The sequence below is a fragment of the Mesorhizobium sp. M0276 genome (assembly GCF_040321755.1).
Lineage (GTDB): Bacteria > Pseudomonadota > Alphaproteobacteria > Rhizobiales > Rhizobiaceae > Mesorhizobium.
In genome coordinates this window covers 12,982-27,667 of sequence record NZ_JAMYSC010000052.1, presented here as the reverse complement: position 1 = coordinate 27,667, position 14,686 = coordinate 12,982, and the positions used below count along the sequence as shown (strand labels likewise).

General features: G+C 62.5%; 16 protein-coding genes. 10 read left to right on the top strand and 6 right to left on the bottom strand.

Annotation, left to right across the window (positions count from 1 at the left end; translation table 11 throughout):
* Window positions 1-27 precede the first annotated feature (27 nt).
* Window positions 28-372 (top strand): hypothetical protein, encoded by a 345-nt coding sequence (locus tag NKJ01_RS29190; RefSeq protein WP_352733441.1) that lies wholly within the window; start codon window positions 28-30, stop codon window positions 370-372.
* A 64-nt stretch (window positions 373-436) separates the two neighbouring features.
* Window positions 437-1,627, top strand: a complete 1,191-nt coding sequence (locus NKJ01_RS29185; protein WP_352733438.1) for an NADH-quinone oxidoreductase subunit D — start codon at window positions 437-439, stop codon at window positions 1,625-1,627.
* Window positions 1,628-1,653: 26 nt separating this feature from the next.
* On the opposite strand, the gene NKJ01_RS29180 is transcribed toward NKJ01_RS29185, so the two are convergent.
* Genes NKJ01_RS29180 through ehuB form a run of 5 tightly spaced genes read right to left on the bottom strand, consistent with a single transcriptional unit; the run spans window position 1,654 to window position 5,455 of the window.
* On the bottom strand, window positions 1,654-2,376 hold the full coding sequence (locus tag NKJ01_RS29180) for a GntR family transcriptional regulator (protein ID WP_352733435.1): 723 nt from the start codon (window positions 2,374-2,376) through the stop codon (window positions 1,654-1,656).
* Window positions 2,373-3,152: an ectoine/hydroxyectoine ABC transporter ATP-binding protein EhuA gene (gene ehuA / locus NKJ01_RS29175; protein ID WP_352733433.1), complete on the bottom strand. Its 780-nt coding sequence runs from the start codon at window positions 3,150-3,152 to the stop codon at window positions 2,373-2,375. Before ehuA ends, NKJ01_RS29180 begins: the two co-directional genes overlap by 4 nt.
* The gene (gene ehuD / locus NKJ01_RS29170; protein WP_352733430.1) at window positions 3,149-3,808 is read right to left on the bottom strand and encodes an ectoine/hydroxyectoine ABC transporter permease subunit EhuD; all 660 of its coding nucleotides are present in this window, start codon (window positions 3,806-3,808) and stop codon (window positions 3,149-3,151) included. Before ehuD ends, ehuA begins: the two co-directional genes overlap by 4 nt.
* Window positions 3,805-4,533 carry an ectoine/hydroxyectoine ABC transporter permease subunit EhuC gene (ehuC, locus tag NKJ01_RS29165; RefSeq protein WP_352733428.1) on the bottom strand — a complete coding sequence of 243 codons (729 nt, stop codon included), beginning with the start codon at window positions 4,531-4,533 and terminating at the stop codon, window positions 3,805-3,807. The genes ehuD and ehuC overlap by 4 nt, the downstream gene beginning before the upstream one ends.
* Before the next feature lie 52 nt (window positions 4,534-4,585).
* Window positions 4,586-5,455, bottom strand: a complete 870-nt coding sequence (ehuB, locus tag NKJ01_RS29160; RefSeq protein ID WP_352733425.1) for an ectoine/hydroxyectoine ABC transporter substrate-binding protein EhuB — start codon at window positions 5,453-5,455, stop codon at window positions 4,586-4,588.
* A 227-nt stretch (window positions 5,456-5,682) separates the two neighbouring features.
* On the opposite strand from ehuB, the gene NKJ01_RS29155 reads away from it, so the two are divergent.
* From NKJ01_RS29155 to NKJ01_RS29120, 8 genes are all read left to right on the top strand, one after another.
* On the top strand, window positions 5,683-6,873 hold the full coding sequence (locus NKJ01_RS29155; protein WP_352733422.1) for a M24 family metallopeptidase: 1,191 nt from the start codon (window positions 5,683-5,685) through the stop codon (window positions 6,871-6,873).
* A gap of 36 nt (window positions 6,874-6,909) precedes the next feature.
* Entirely contained in the window at window positions 6,910-8,058 is a 1,149-nt protein-coding gene (locus tag NKJ01_RS29150; RefSeq protein ID WP_352733419.1) for a M24 family metallopeptidase, read from the top strand.
* A gap of 10 nt (window positions 8,059-8,068) precedes the next feature.
* On the top strand, window positions 8,069-9,325 hold the full coding sequence (locus NKJ01_RS29145; RefSeq protein WP_352733416.1) for a sarcosine oxidase subunit beta family protein: 1,257 nt from the start codon (window positions 8,069-8,071) through the stop codon (window positions 9,323-9,325).
* A gap of 14 nt (window positions 9,326-9,339) precedes the next feature.
* Window positions 9,340-9,606, top strand: coding sequence for a sarcosine oxidase subunit delta (locus NKJ01_RS29140; RefSeq protein ID WP_352733413.1), 267 nt, complete (start codon window positions 9,340-9,342; stop codon window positions 9,604-9,606).
* Window positions 9,603-12,557: a sarcosine oxidase subunit alpha family protein gene (locus NKJ01_RS29135; protein WP_352733410.1), complete on the top strand. Its 2,955-nt coding sequence runs from the start codon at window positions 9,603-9,605 to the stop codon at window positions 12,555-12,557. Before NKJ01_RS29140 ends, NKJ01_RS29135 begins: the two co-directional genes overlap by 4 nt.
* Window positions 12,550-13,041, top strand: a complete 492-nt coding sequence (locus NKJ01_RS29130; protein ID WP_352733407.1) for a sarcosine oxidase subunit gamma family protein — start codon at window positions 12,550-12,552, stop codon at window positions 13,039-13,041. Before NKJ01_RS29135 ends, NKJ01_RS29130 begins: the two co-directional genes overlap by 8 nt.
* A 257-nt stretch (window positions 13,042-13,298) precedes the next feature.
* A complete protein-coding gene (locus NKJ01_RS29125; protein WP_023757897.1) occupies window positions 13,299-13,604 on the top strand; it encodes a DUF1236 domain-containing protein in 306 nt (101 codons plus the stop codon).
* A gap of 62 nt (window positions 13,605-13,666) precedes the next feature.
* Window positions 13,667-13,873, top strand: coding sequence for a hypothetical protein (locus NKJ01_RS29120; protein ID WP_023757898.1), 207 nt, complete (start codon window positions 13,667-13,669; stop codon window positions 13,871-13,873).
* A gap of 50 nt (window positions 13,874-13,923) precedes the next feature.
* On the opposite strand, the gene NKJ01_RS29115 is transcribed toward NKJ01_RS29120, so the two are convergent.
* Window positions 13,924-14,679, bottom strand: coding sequence for an NYN domain-containing protein (locus tag NKJ01_RS29115; RefSeq protein ID WP_023757899.1), 756 nt, complete (start codon window positions 14,677-14,679; stop codon window positions 13,924-13,926).
* Window positions 14,680-14,686: the final 7 nt, after the last annotated feature.

The window sequence follows — 14,686 nt, the reverse complement described above, 5'->3', positions numbered from 1 at the left end:
GTTGCCGCGCTTTCGGGAGCGGTCATCATGCAGCCTCTCTATGGGCAAACCATCGACCCGCCGGGTCCACAGATGACACCGATGGAACCCCAGCCCGAGCCGATACCGCCCCGGCAAGGGGCTCCTGGTGAGAATTTCACTGATGTCGCCATCGTCGCCGTCGAGGATCTACCTGCGGAAATCAAGGCACAGGCAGAAGCCGTGATTACCCAGACCAGTGCGGAAGATCTGCTGCGTCTGCAGAACTCCATCGATGCATCGCCTCAGGCAACATTGGCGCTGAGGGCCAACGGGCTCAACTCTTCACAGGTCGTGGCCGCCAACATCGATGGTGATGGCACGTTGACGCTGATCATCCAAACGACAACTTGATCGGCCGTCCGAACATTCGGCTCCGCCGTGATGCAACGAAACGCAGATGTCGCGGAGAGCCGCCATGGCCGAAGCCGCTGTTCGCAACTTCACCATCAATTTCGGACCGCAGCATCCGTCGGCCCACGGGGTCCTGCGGTTGGTGCTGGAACTGGATGGTGAGATCGTCGACCGAGCCGATCCGCATATCGGCCTGCTCCATCGCGGCACCGAAAAACTCATAGAGTACAAGAACTATCTGCAGGCCCTGCCCTATTTCGACCGGCTAGACTATGTCGCACCGATGAATCAGGAGCATGCCTTCTGCCTCGCCGCCGAGAAATTGCTGGAAATATCGGTGCCAAGGCGTGGGCAACTTATCCGTGTCCTTTTCTGCGAAATCGGCCGGCTTCTGTCGCATCTCCTCAATGTCACGACCCAGGCCATGGACATCGGCGCACTGACCCCGCCGCTTTGGGGTTTCGCAGAGCGTGAGAAGTTGATGGTCTTCTACGAGCGCGCCTCGGGCGCCCGCATGCATGCGAATTATTTCAGGATCGGCGGCGTGCACCAGGACCTGCCTTCCGAGCTTCTCGATGATATCTGGAATTTCTGTGACCCGTTCCTGAAGGTCTGCGACAATCTCGACGACCTGCTCACCAACAGCCGCATTTTCAAGCAACGCAATGTCGATGTCGGCGCGATTGGGCTCGATGACGCCTGGGCGTGGGGCTTCTCCGGCGTGATGGTACGCGGATCGGGAGCGGCATGGGACCTGCGCAAGGCACAGCCATACGAATGTTATCCCGAGATGGATTTCGACATACCGGTCGGAAAAAATGGAGACTGTTATGATCGGTACCTGGTTCGGATGGAGGAAATGCGCCAGTCGGTCCGGATCATGAGGCAATGCCTGGAAAAGTTGCGCTCGCCGCAAGGCCGGGGGCCGGTAGCGATTCCCAACCACAAGATCACGCCGCCGCCGCGTGCCAAGATGAAACGTTCGATGGAAGCAACCATCCAGCATTTCAAACTCTACACGGAAGGGCATCGTGTGCCCGCCGGCGAGGTCTATGCGGCGGTCGAGGCTCCGAAGGGCGAGTTCGGCGTCTATCTGGTTTCGAACGGAAGCAACGTTCCCTATCGATGCAAGATACGCGCGCCTTCCTTCGCCCATCTGCAGGCGATGGATTTCCTATCCCGAGGGCATATGATCGCCGATGTCGCTGCAATCATCGGCTCACTCGATATCGTGTTCGGCGAGATCGACCGCTGACCGGTGCGCAGATCACATGCCGCAGATCACATGCCATTGTCGAAATCGGTGGCCTCATCGGCGTGACGCATCATGCGGCGAAAGCTCATCGAGATGTGGGCGCGCCTGATGTGGCCGATCGATTCCCAGTCTCCGATCTCCGCAGCGGCAAGGACTTCCTCCATCTCCCGGCGGAAGGCGGTGAATTCTTCGACAAGGCCCAATTGCGGCATCATCTTCAGGACGACCCGCGCGACTTGGAAATACAGGCGCTCGCTGATCTCGCGCAGCGGCTGGTTGCCGGTCATCGCGGTGAGTTCATGGAAGAAATCCATGTTAAGGCGCAAGAAAGCGCGCTGGTCGGGGTTGAGGATATCGGAGTCACAGCGCGCGATAAGCGCTCTTATCCGATCGAGGTCCTCCGCCGTGCGCGGGATCGGCGAAAGCTTGCCGACCAGGAGCGCCAGCTCCAGCCTCAGATGATAGACCTGTTGGAGTTCCTCGATGTCGACGTCCGTGACGATCGTGCCGACGCCGTGGACGGATTGAACAAGACCTTCGGATTCGAGGCGCGCCAGCACGCGCCGAACCGGTGTCCGGCTGATCTCGAACTCCTGGGCGAGTTCTTCCTCGGAGAGATGGCTTCCCGGAGCATAGTCCAGCAGGCAGATGCGGTCGCGCAAGATCCGGTAGATGCGCTCGAACCGCTCCCGGGCCGAGAGCGGGCGCGGGGTCACGGCTGTGGGCGCTGCACCCGTTTCAAGCGTCATCCAGCCTCCAGGACAGCATGCAGAAACTGCCGTGTCCGCTCATTTTTGGGCGCCCCGAACAGTTCGTTTGCCGGCCCCTGCTCACAAATCTTGCCTTGGTAGAAGAAGCAAACGCGATCGGAAAACTCCTTGGCGAAGCCCATCTGATGGGTCACCATCAGCATGGTCAGATCATGCTCGCGCCCGATCTGCCTTATCACCTGCAGCACTTCGCCGACAAGCTCCGGGTCGAGCGCCGACGTCACCTCGTCGAACAGCATGATCTTGGGTCGCATGGCCAGTGCCCTGGCGATAGCGACGCGTTGCTGCTGGCCACCGGACAGCTGCGACGGGTAATGATCCTTCTTCTGAGCCAGCCCCACCAGTTCCAGCAATTCGGCTGCTCGCGCCTCTGCATCCGCGCGTTTCATGCCAAGCACCGTCATCGGCGCCTCGATGCAGTTCGCCATCGCCGTCATGTGCGGGAACAGGTTGAAGGATTGGAACACCATGCCGATCTTCGCCCTGATGCGGCGAATATGCGCAAGGTCGGCGGGAACGAGCATGCCGTTCTTCTTCATATGGGTCAGCGGCTCGCCTTCGACCCATATGACGCCGTCATTGATTGTTTCCAGCGTCATCAGCATGCGCAGCACCGTCGTCTTGCCAGAGCCGGAAGGGCCGATGATGGAGACTTTTTCACCGCGCGCGATTTCGAGATTGAGCCCATCGAGGACGGTCAGCGCGCCATAGCGTTTCGACACATTGTCAAAACGGACCATCGGTTGTTCCGTCATCGCATGGTCCTCTGATTGAGCAAGCGTTCGAGAGTCCGGATCAGCGCGGCCGAAACCAGGCTCATGGCAAGGAAGAACAGGCCGACCAGCGTGATCGGCTCGGTGTAGCGAAATGTTTCCGAGCCGATGATCTTGGCCGTCTGCATCAGCTCCATCACGGCGATCGCGGAAAGCAAGGGCGTCTCCTTGAACAAGGCGACGAGATAGTTGCCGAGTGCCGGAACGATCGGTGGAACCGCCTGCGGGATGATGATGTCGCGAAACGTCGTCCAGGCCGACAGATTGAGCGCGATCGAGGCTTCCCATTGACCGCGATGGATGTTGTCGAAACCGGCGCGATAGACCTCGGAACAATAGGCTGCGTAGTGGATGCCGATGGCAAGCACGCCGGCGGTGAAGGCGTCGAGCACGAGGCCAAATTTCGGGAAGACGAAGTAGATAAAAAATATCTGGATGAGCAGTGGGGTCGAGCGGATCAGCTCAACCAGAACCGAGATCGTCCAGCCCGTCCGCGGTACGGCGATGCGCACGACCGCCAGCACCAGGCCGAGCGTGGCGGCAAGCACGAAGCCGATCAGCGTCGCCTCGATCGAGACGATTGCCGCGTGCGCCAGCACCGGCAGGATTTCGAGGGTGAAATTCCAGTCCCAGATCATGCTGCCTTCCCCCGCGCCAGACCAGCCGACGCCCGCCTTTCGAGCAGCCGCATGCCGATGGTGAGGACCAGCGACATGACGAGATACATGAGCAGGACGAGGGTGAAGATCGGAATGGTCTTGAACGTATTCTGGTTCATCTGCTGCGCCTTGAAGGCGAGATCCGAGAGCGTGATCAGCGAGACCAGCGACGTCGATTTGAGAAGCTCGATGAACAGATTGCCCCAGGGTGGGATCATGGCGACAAAGGCTTGCGGCAGGATCACTCGCCGCAGCATCTGGGCTCGGCTCATATTCAACGCAGTGCATCCCTCCCACTGGCCGCGGGCGACAGACAGGATCGCGCCGCGTACGACCTCCGATCCGTAGGCGCCGACGTTCAGCCCGAGCGCCAGGACGGCGACCGGGAATGGGTCGAGCGAAACGCCGAATTGCGGCAGCACGAAAAACAGCCAGAACAGTTGCACCAGCGCCGAGGTGCCGCGGAATATCTCGACATAGACCGTTGCCAGCCATCTGAGCGGCGCCGGACCATAGAGCCGGGCGAGCGCGGCAAGCACGCCCATGATGATCGCGAGCAGGCTGCCAAGGATGGCGATCTCGATCGTCAAGACCGCGCCCTGCAGCAAACCGGGTAGAAACAGGCTGTAGGCCTGCTGTGTCGCCAGGATGCCGATGACCGCGAGTGCAATCGCCAGCATCGCTACAAGCGTGCCAATTCCCATCTGCCTCTCCGAAAAAGAGGCGGCGCCTTCGCGCCGCCCAGCAGTTGGGACCTTATTTGCCGGCGCAGAGCTCGGCGGTGGTCTTGTTCGGCAGGTAGTCCTTGCCGAAGCCGAGCGGCTCGACGAGTGCGATATGCTCCGGCGAGCCAAGGAATTTCTTCAGCTCGGCGTTGAACGCCTGTTGCAGATCGGTGTCTTCCTTGCGGAAGCCGAAGCCACCGTGGCCCTTCACCGACTTGCCGGCAACTTCGCCGAATGGTTTCGTCGATTCCACGCCGTCGGCCTTCTTGGCCATGTCGGCGATAGACAGGGCGGTTAGCGCAGCGGCGTCGGCACGGCCCGACTGGACGGCGGCGACGAGGCTGGACTGGTCAGGCAGGGAAACGATCTGCCCTGCCGCGACACCGGCATCCTTGGCAAAGCCGCCCTCGACCGCGCCGGCCATCACGGCGAGCTTGAGATCGGGATTGTCCTTGAAGCTCGAAAAGTCCTTCACAGCCTTCGGATTGCCCTTTGCCACCAGCAAGGCCTCGCCGATGCCGTAAGAAGGCTCGGAGTAGTTGATCTCGGCGCAGCGCTTGGGAGTGATGAACATGCCGGCGGCGATGATGTCGAAGCGCCCGGCCTTGAGACCAGGAATGAGCGAGCCGAACTCGGTCAGCACGCCGTCGACCTGCTTGATGCCCATCTTGGCGAGCACCGCCTTGGCGACTTCGGGCGCCTCGCCAGTCAGCTTACCATCTGGCGTGGCATAGCCGAACGGCGCCTCATTGGCGAAGCCGACGCGGATATAGCCGTCCTTCTTGGCCCGCTCCAGGGTGGTTTCCGCGTGAGCGGGCAGCGACGTCAGTGACGTGGCGGCGAGAGCAAGACAGGCCGCCGCCTTCACGACGATACGGCGCGAGATCGATGATTTGAACATGCTTTTCTCCCATTGAACAACTGATGATGGTTCCCAGCGTCGCGGCCTTCTTCGAGGTTGAAACGCGCTTGACCAGACGTATACAACTGCCCTAGACATTGTGCAAGCCAAGACGCAGAAACCTTTGAAAATTAGACAGCAGAACGACACGTAGCCATCCAGTTGTGCACAATTTAAGCGATTTTCCCGTCCAAGGGCGGATCATATCCAGAAGGCTGGACATCCAGGTGACGAGCGCGAACCATTTCGGGGCATTTACGCAGGCGGAATATGCGCAGCGCCTGGCTGGCGTGAAGGCACGCATGGAACAGGCCGGCTTCGACCTCATCGTCTGTCAGGATCCCGCCAACATGTGCTGGCTGACCGGCTATGACGGATGGTCGTTTTATGTTCCGCAGTGCGTGCTCGTCCATCTGGAGGAGGACCGGCCGATCTGGTTCGGCAGGGCCCAAGATGCCCGCAGCGCGCGCCTGACCACTGGCCTACCGGAGAAAAACATCGTGCCGTTCTCGGAACGGCTGGTGCAGCAGCCCGTCGAACATCCCTATGACGAGCTCGCCCAGCTGATCCACTCGCGCGGCTGGGGAACCGCTCGCATCGGTGTCGAGATGGACGCGCATTACTACACCGCGCGCTGCCACGCCCATCTCACCCAGGGGTTGCCCGACGCGCACTTCGCCAACAACCTTGATCTCGTGAACTGGGCACGGCTGGTCAAATCCGAAGCGGAGCTGGCGCTGATCCGCGAGGCGGGCGCGATCTGCACGCATGCCATGAACCGCGCCATCGACAAGATGCGGCCCGGCGTGCCCCAGAACCACGTCATCGCCGAAATCTATCATGCGCAGATCATGGGCGTGCCCGGAGCGGGCGGCGACTATGCCGCGATCTGTCCGCTGATGCCCGTTGGCGAGGGCACCAGCACCCCGCATCTAACCTGGTCCGACGCGCCGCTGCCGGACGATGGGCTTGCGATCCTGGAGATTGCCGGCGTGCGCCGCCGCTATCACGCGGCGCTAACGCGCACCGTGCATTTCGGCAAGCCGCCGGCGGCTATCATCGATATCGCCAGGGCAATCGTCGAGGGCGTCGACGCCGGTCTCGAAAAGGCCCGGCCCGGCAACACCGCCGAGGAAGTGGAAGCGGCGTGGCAGGCTGTCTTGCGCAAGAACGGGCTGAAGAAGGAAAGCCGCGTCGGCTATCCGGTCGGGCTGGCATACCCGCCGGATTGGGGCGAACGCACCGCAAGCCTTCGTCCTGGCGACACCACCGAAATGCAATCCGGAATGTGCTTCCATTTCATGGCCGGCGTTTGGCTCGACGATTTCGGCATCGCCATCTCGGAATCCTTCGTCGTCGCGGATCGCGGCGGGGAACGCCTTTGCGACGTGGCGCGCGAACTTATCGTCATCGACTGACAACCGGCGCAAGAACTGGCAATTCGAGGATATCCAATGGACCGCAATCCCTTTTCCGAAGCCGAAATCGCCGGCCGCCTTGCAAGGATCCGCACGGCACTGGCCGAGCGCGAACTCGACGCGGCCGTCTTCGCGTCGCCGGAGAACGTCTTCTATCTCACCGGCCTCGATCACTGGGGCTATTTTGCCCCTCACCTGCTGATCGTTCCGCTCGAAGGAAAACCCGTCCTGGTTACCCGTTCGATGGAAAGGGTGACCATCGAAAAACAGGTGGCGGCAGCGGATTTCCGCGGCCATTCCGACAGCGAAACGGCGGCCGACCTTGCGGCGCGGGTGCTGGCGGAACTCGGTCTGTCCCGCAAGCGGATCGGTCTCGAATACTGGACCGCAGGCCTCAGCCACGGGCTTGCCGTGGCGCTGCAGACGCAGGTGGATGCCAGATGGAGCGACGTCTCCGGTCTGGTCGACAGGATGCGGCGGGTGAAGAGCGCCGAGGAACAGGCACTGATGCGGCAGGCCGCAAAGGTGACCGACGCCGCCGCCGGCGCGGCGATCGCGGCGATCTCGGATGGCGCCACCGAGCAGGAGGTCGCCGCCCAATGTGTTTCGGCGATGATCCGCGCCGGTGGCCATGCGCCGGGCTTCGGCCCGTTTATCCGCCCGGCCGCGCGGCTTGGCGAGGAGCATACGACCTGGGGCAACGGGATCTATCGCAAGGGCGAGCCGGTCTTCGTCGAATTGTCCGGCTGCATCTCGCGCTACCACGCCCCGCTCGGCCGGCTCGTTCGCATCGGCCACATCAGCGACGAAGACGCCGCAATGGCTGAAGTGACCGCCAAGGCATTCGACGCGGTGGTCAGAGCGCTGCGCCCCGCGGCCAAGGCGCGCGATGTCTACGCCGCCTGGCAGGCCGTCGCCGACGAGGCCGGCCTTGCCCACTATCGCCGCCATCACTGCGGCTATCTTGTCGGCGCCGGTCAACCGCCATCATGGACCGGCGGCAATTCGGTGACCGGGCTCCGGCATGATTCCGATCTCGAGATCGAGACCGGGATGAGCTTCCACATCCTGTCGTGGCTGATGGGCACCGGTCGTGGCGATGACTTCGTCTCCAATACCGTGCTGTTGACCGATGAGGGTGCCGAAGTGCTGACCCGCACGCCGACTGGCCCGATTGTTCGATAGGCCCGCACGCATGGCGCACTACTCGGCATTCTCGATTTTCCGCAATGCGCTGTCTGGCCAGAAGAACTGGCAGCGCGCCTGGCGGGCAGCGGAGCCCAAATCGTCTTACGATGTGATCGTCATCGGCGGCGGCGGCCACGGCCTCGCCACCGCATTCTACCTCGCCGAGAACCACGGTATTCGCAATGTTGCCGTGCTTGAGAAAGGCTACATCGGCGGTGGCAATGTCGGCCGCAACACCACCGTCATCCGCTCCAACTACCTGCTCGACGGCAACACCCAGTTCTACGAATTCTCGATGAAGCTCTGGGAAGGCATGTCGCGGGCACTGAACTTCAACGTCATGTTTTCGCAGCGCGGCCAGATCGTCACCGCGCATTCGGCCGATCAGCTCGACGGCTTCGGCCACCGCGCCAACATCATGCGGCTGAACGGCATCGACGCCGACATCCTCGATCGTGAGGACGTACGCCGCCTGGTGCCTTATCTCGATTTCTCCGACACGGCCCGCTTTCCGATCCATGGCGCCATCTTCCAGGGCCGTGCGGGCACGGCGCGGCACGACGCCGTCGCCTGGGGCTATGCGCGCGCCGCCGATGGCCATGGCGTAGACATCATCCAGAACTGCGAGGTGACGGGCTTCATTCGCGATGGCGAACGGATCGTCGGCGTCGAAACGACGAAAGGCCGGATCGGCGCCGCCAAGGTCGGGCTTGCCGTCGCCGGTCATACTTCCGTGCTCGGCGCCGAGGCCGGCCTTGAACTGCCGATCGAAAGCCATGTCTTGCAGGCCTTCGTCACCGAACCGCTGAAGCCGCTGGTCGACCATGTCGTCGCCTACGGCGCCGATCATTTCTATGTCAGCCAGTCGGATAAGGGCGGGCTGGTCTTTGGCGGCAATCTCGACGGCTACAATTCCTACGCCCAGCGCGGCAATCTCGGCGTCGTGCGCGAAGTGGCGGAGGCGGCGATCGCCTTGATGCCGTGCATCTCGCGCATCCGTCTGCTCCGGCATTGGGGCGGCGTGATGGACATGACGCCGGACGCCAGTCCGATCATCTGCCCGACGCCGATCGACGGCCTCTATCTCAACGGTGGCTGGTGCTATGGCGGCTTCAAGGCGACGCCGGCTTCCGGCTGGTGCTTCGCCCACACGATCGCCACCGGCAAGCCGCATCCGTTGATCGCGGCCTACGGACTCGACCGTTTCCGGACCGGCCATACGCTGGACGAAGCCGGCGTCGGCCCCTCCGCCTGGCTGCAATAGAAGGCGGGAAGAAAATGCTGCGCATCGAATGCCCCTGCTGCGGTCCGCGTGACCATGACGAGTTCCGCTATGGCGGCGATGCTTCCGTCAGGCGTCCGCCCCATGATGACCCCGATCCGGAGGCCTGGTACGCCTATGTCTATGTCCGGAAAAACTCTGCAGGGCTCCACCGCGAGTTCTGGCAGCACGTGATCGGCTGCCGCCAGTGGCTGGTGGTCGAGCGCGACACGCGCAATCACGTCGTTTCTTCGGTCACCTTCGCCAGGACATCGCAAGCATGAACGTCCAGAACGAGCGGCTAGCGGGCGGCGGTCGCATCGACCGCTCTTATCCCGTCGAATTCAGCTTCGACGGCCGAAAGATGACCGGATATCGTGGTGACACCCTCGCATCCGCGCTGCTCGCCAACGGCGTCACCCTGGTCGGACGCAGCTTCAAATATCATCGTCCGCGCGGCATTCTTTCCGCCGGACCGGAGGAGCCGAACGCACTGGTCACGCTCGGGACAGCTGGCCGGCGCGAGCCGAACCTGCCGGCGACGACGCTGGAACTTGACGACGGCATGGTCGCCGAAAGCCAGAACCGCTGGCCGTCGCTCGCGTTCGACGTGCAAAGCGTCAATGGCTTGTTCGCGCCGTTTCTTTCTGCCGGCTTCTATTACAAGACCTTCATGGGTCCGACGCGGCGCGCCTGGAAGGTCTACGAGCACTTCATCCGCAAGGCTGCCGGCCTCGGCAGAGCCGGCACCGAGCCGGATCCCGATCGCTACGTCGTCCGTCATGCCTTTGCCGATGTCGCAATTGTCGGTGGCGGTCCGGCTGGGTTGTCGGCGGCGCGGGCTGCCGCCGCCGCCGGCGCGCGAGTGGCGCTGATCGAACAGGATTTCCTGCTCGGCGGCCAGCTCCTGGCGGAACGGTCGGACGGCACGGCGGCCTCATGGTTGAGCCATGTCGAATCCGAACTGAACAGCTTCAAAACCGTCACGCTGATGAAGCGGACCAGCGCTTTCGGCGTCTATGACGGCAATGTCATAGGCCTGGTCGAACAACGCGACCAAGTCGACCCGCCGCGAACCGGCAAAGCTCGGCAAACAATCACTTTGCTTCGCGCCCGCTCGATCATTTTCGCAACCGGCGCCATGGAGCGTCCAATGGTGTTTGCGAACAACGACCGGCCCGGCGTGATGCTTGCCTCGGCCGCCCGGACCTACCTCAACCGCTTCGCCGTTCTGCCGGGCAGGAAAGTCATCGTCACTGCTGTCAATGACAGCGCCTGGCGCACCGCCTTCGACTACGCAGCAGCCGGCGCAGAGGTAACGGTGGCCGATCTGCGCGCCGTACCGCCAACGGCGCTTGTAGCGGAAGCCGCACGCATCGGCGTCACAGTGCGGGCCGCAACGCGCATTGTCGACCTGCATGGCGGCCGTGCCGTCAGGGGCGCGACACTCGCCGGACCGGACGGCCAATCCGAGGCCGCCTGCGATCTGGTCTGCGTGTCCGGCGGCTGGTCGCCGACCGTGCACCTCACTTCGCATCTGGGCGTCAAGCCTCGATATCGCGAGGACATCGACGGCTTCGTGCCAGGCACCTTTCCAGCCGACCGTTTCGGCGCCGGCGCAATGATGGGAAACTATGCGACCGCCGATGCCATCGAGGACGGTCATCGTGCCGGCGTTGAAGCTGCATCCTTCTGTGGCAAGTCGGCGCCTGTATCAGCTCCTTCAAAGCTCGACCTGGGCGAGACCATTACGACCATGCTTCGCGAAATCCCGTCCGCCCAAGGCGGAAAAGCCTTTGTCGATTTCCAGATGGACGTGACGACAAAGGACATCGAACTCGCCCATCGCGAAGGCTATGAGGCGGTTGAGCACCTGAAACGCTACACAACGCTCGGCATGGGCACCGACCAGGGCAAGACCAGCAATTTCCCGGCCCTTTCGGCCATGGCCGCCCTGCGTGGCACAACGGTTCCCGAGACCGGCACCACGACCTTCCGCCCGCCCTTCACGCCGGTCGCCATCGGTGCCCTTGCAGGCCGCGCCACCGGCCATCATTTCAAGCCATTCCGCCGCACGCCGATGCACGACTGGCATCTGGCGAACGGGGCCGACATGCTGGAAGTCGGCCTCTGGATGCGGCCCTGGTTTTACAGGCAGTCCGGAGCCAATGTGAATGAAGCCTACGTCGCCGAAATGCGAAATGTGCGACAGGCCGCTGGCCTGATGGACATCTCCACCCTCGGCAAGATCGACGTCCAAGGTCCGGACGCCGCCATGTTCCTCGACCGGGTCTACGCCAACGGCTTCGCCAAGCTGCAAGTCGGCCGTGCCCGCTACGGCGTCATGCTGCGCGACGACGGCATCGTCTTCGACGACGGCACCACGACGCGGCTTGCGGAATGCCGGTTCTTCATGACCACGTCGACGGCCAAGGCCGCCGACGTGCTGTCGCGGCTGGAATTCCTGCTCGATACGGCATGGCCGGAACTGCGCGTCGCCGTCACCTCGGTGAGCGATGAATGGGCTGCGATGTCGGTCGCCGGACCGAAGAGCCGTGCGATCCTGGCGGCGGCATTTCCGTCGCTCGACGTTTCCAACGAAGCGCTGCCGCATATGGGGTTGCACGAAAGCCAATGGGAAGGCCGCGCGCTGCGCATCCTGCGCCTCAGCTATTCCGGCGAGCGGGCCTATGAAATCTATGTCGGCGCAACTGCCGGTGAACGGCTCTGGAGCCGCTTGCTCGAAGCCGGCAGGCCGTTCGACCTGAAGCCCTACGGCGTCGAGGCGCTTGGTGCGCTGCGTGTCGAGAAAGGCCATGTCGCAGGGCCTGAAATCGATGGGCGCACGACGCTCGACGATCTCGGCCTTGGCCGTATCGTCGGCAAGCGCAGCAGCTTTGTCGGCGATGCGCTGCGGCGGCGCCCTGCCCTGCTGGCGCCTGACCGGCAACGCCTGGTCAGTCTGGAATGCATCGAGGACGGAAAGCGCCTGCGCGGTGGCGCCATCCTGTTCCTGCCAGGCGAGAAAGCTCACGGCCACGGACGCGGGCGCATCACCTCCGTCACCTTCAGCCCCGAACGCGGCCACTATGTCGGGCTGGCACTGCTTGCCGGCGATGTCGCGACGGAGGGAAGCGAGGTCGTGGCCGTCTATCCCATGAAAGCCGAAACGGTGCGTGCCCGCATCGTCTCGCCGGTATTCCTCGATCCGCAAGGAGAACGGCTGCATGGCTAGCCCGAATCTCAGCCTGTCCGTGGCCGATTGCCCGCTCATCCAGGTCGAAGCATGGGACGGAACGCTGAGGCAATTCGAATCAAGCCTCTCGGCGTCGCTCGGCACGAGATTTCCCGCCTCGGTCGGAGAGACGGTTCGTCACAAGAACCTTCTTGTCATTCGCATTGCACCGCGCCGTCTCTGGCTGGCGCTCGACGACGGGACGCAAGCGCCGTCCCTTGCCATCGATCCGGATCTCGGCTGTTCGGTTTGCCTTGGCGAAGGCCGCGTGCGTTTCAGCCTAGCGGGGGCCGACATCGCGAGCGTTCTCTCAACCTGCATAGCCGTCGACTGGCACGCGCCGACCACCGCTCCGGGCCGGGCCGTGCAGACTTCCTTCCACCATGTGCCGGTACTCCTGATTCGCACCAGTGAGACCTCGTGCGATCTCGTCGCGCCGCGAAGCTTCGCCCGCAGCCTCCAAGATTGGCTCGCCGACGGCTAGCCTGAATACCGCCCCAGAATCCCGCCCCAGAATCCCAGTGTGCGAATCCGACGCCGCCGCGCCGTTTGGTCACGCGAATTTCACGCGTCACAGAGCGATTCATGGCGGCTGCTGATCGGCCGCTACGGTACCTCAACAGCACGATCAATTAGTCGTCGCTCACGGAACAAGGGGTCTCGGTGAACGTTAGAAAGACGGGTTCGCCGTTTGCGAAGCAGTGAAAGGCGGATCTCCCCTTCCAGGAATAGGAGAAGACGATGAGAAGTCATCTGATTCCTGCCGCCACCGGGCTTATTCTGCTCGCCGGCATCGGCGTGGCCACCGCGGACGAGGTGATTGTCACGCCCGAACAGCAGACGGTCATCCGCGAATATGTGCACAAGCATCCGCTGGCATCGATCAATCTTCTTGGGGTGGAACTCAGTGTCGGTTCCGCTTTGCCCGACACGGTCGAACTTCGGTCGATCGATGTTCCCGATGTCAAATACAAATATGTCGTCGTCGGCAATCACACAGTGCTGGTCGACCCGGGCACACGCAAGATTGTGAAGGTTATTGACTGACGGCAAGCCCGCCGTTCCTCGCGACAGCAGGCGTGCCGTCCGATAGGAAAGGAGCCAGTTCAATGTTGCCGCATGTTGAGACGTGCGATGTGGCCGCCGCTGTCGACGAACTGCTGAACGAGCGATGCAACGCGTTGCTATCGATGAAGGCAGCAATCGCCGCGCTGCGAGAACGCACGGGGACGGAGCGGTCGGACGCGGACCTGGAAGGACTGATCACCAAGAAGGCGGCGCTCTTCGGCGTCGCGGTGCTGTCCGACAGGGACTGAAGGCGAAAGCGCTCCCAGCATGATAGAGAGGCCTTTACCTCGACACCCGCTCATCGGCGAGCTTTCGACCTCGCTTGCCTGGCTGCCGCCGGCTTAATGCGGATTCGCAACGATCCACCTTCGGGATGGTCAATCTCGAAAGAATTCGTTTTCCGCACGAGATCACTTAGTTTCCGGAACCCAAAGGTCCGCGGATCAAAGTCCGACGCCAGGTTGGCGAGTTGAGTGCCGACAGCACCGAGTGGGACCCAACCGTCCTCGCTCTCCATCTGCGCGATGACTTTCGAAATGATTGGCGTGGCGGCGCTGGGAGACTGAAGCGGGTTTGTGGCCCGGCTTGTGTCCTCACTATTTGTCTGCGTCGTTGCAAGCAGGTTCTCCGTGTAGACGAATTTGCGGCAAGCCTGGCGAAAACTCTCCGGGGTCTTCTGTTCGCCGAAGCCAAATACATCGATCCCCTGCTCGCGGATACGTGCCGCGAGACGAGTGAAATCGCTGTCCGACGAAACCAGGCAGAAACCGTCGAAGCGGCCGCTGTGAAGCAGGTCCATTGCATCGATCACCAGGGTGATGTCCGACGCATTCTTCCCCGTCGTGTAGGCAAACTGTTGTTGTGGGATGATGGCATGCTTCGAGAGGATGTCGGCCCAGCCTTTGGAGCGGACGCCGGAGAAGTCGCCGTAAATGCGGCGGACACTTGCCTCGCCGAGCTTGGCGATCTCTTCGAACAGGCCATCAGCGATCTTGGACGACGCGTTGTCGGCATCAATAAGAACAGCGAGACGAGGAGAACGGATCTCAGGCATTGAATTT

Coding starts and splice junctions, on each gene's coding strand:
- NKJ01_RS29190 (WP_352733441.1), top strand. CDS start 28: ATGCAGCCTCTCTATGGGCAAACCATCGACCCGCCGGGTCCACAGATG.
- NKJ01_RS29185 (WP_352733438.1), top strand. CDS start 437: ATGGCCGAAGCCGCTGTTCGCAACTTCACCATCAATTTCGGACCGCAG.
- NKJ01_RS29180 (WP_352733435.1), bottom strand. CDS start 2,376: ATGACGCTTGAAACGGGTGCAGCGCCCACAGCCGTGACCCCGCGCCCG.
- ehuA (WP_352733433.1), bottom strand. CDS start 3,152: ATGACGGAACAACCGATGGTCCGTTTTGACAATGTGTCGAAACGCTAT.
- ehuD (WP_352733430.1), bottom strand. CDS start 3,808: ATGATCTGGGACTGGAATTTCACCCTCGAAATCCTGCCGGTGCTGGCG.
- ehuC (WP_352733428.1), bottom strand. CDS start 4,533: ATGGGAATTGGCACGCTTGTAGCGATGCTGGCGATTGCACTCGCGGTC.
- ehuB (WP_352733425.1), bottom strand. CDS start 5,455: ATGTTCAAATCATCGATCTCGCGCCGTATCGTCGTGAAGGCGGCGGCC.
- NKJ01_RS29150 (WP_352733419.1), top strand. CDS start 6,910: ATGGACCGCAATCCCTTTTCCGAAGCCGAAATCGCCGGCCGCCTTGCA.
- NKJ01_RS29145 (WP_352733416.1), top strand. CDS start 8,069: ATGGCGCACTACTCGGCATTCTCGATTTTCCGCAATGCGCTGTCTGGC.
- NKJ01_RS29140 (WP_352733413.1), top strand. CDS start 9,340: ATGCTGCGCATCGAATGCCCCTGCTGCGGTCCGCGTGACCATGACGAG.
- NKJ01_RS29135 (WP_352733410.1), top strand. CDS start 9,603: ATGAACGTCCAGAACGAGCGGCTAGCGGGCGGCGGTCGCATCGACCGC.
- NKJ01_RS29130 (WP_352733407.1), top strand. CDS start 12,550: ATGGCTAGCCCGAATCTCAGCCTGTCCGTGGCCGATTGCCCGCTCATC.
- NKJ01_RS29125 (WP_023757897.1), top strand. CDS start 13,299: ATGAGAAGTCATCTGATTCCTGCCGCCACCGGGCTTATTCTGCTCGCC.
- NKJ01_RS29120 (WP_023757898.1), top strand. CDS start 13,667: ATGTTGCCGCATGTTGAGACGTGCGATGTGGCCGCCGCTGTCGACGAA.
- NKJ01_RS29115 (WP_023757899.1), bottom strand. CDS start 14,679: ATGCCTGAGATCCGTTCTCCTCGTCTCGCTGTTCTTATTGATGCCGAC.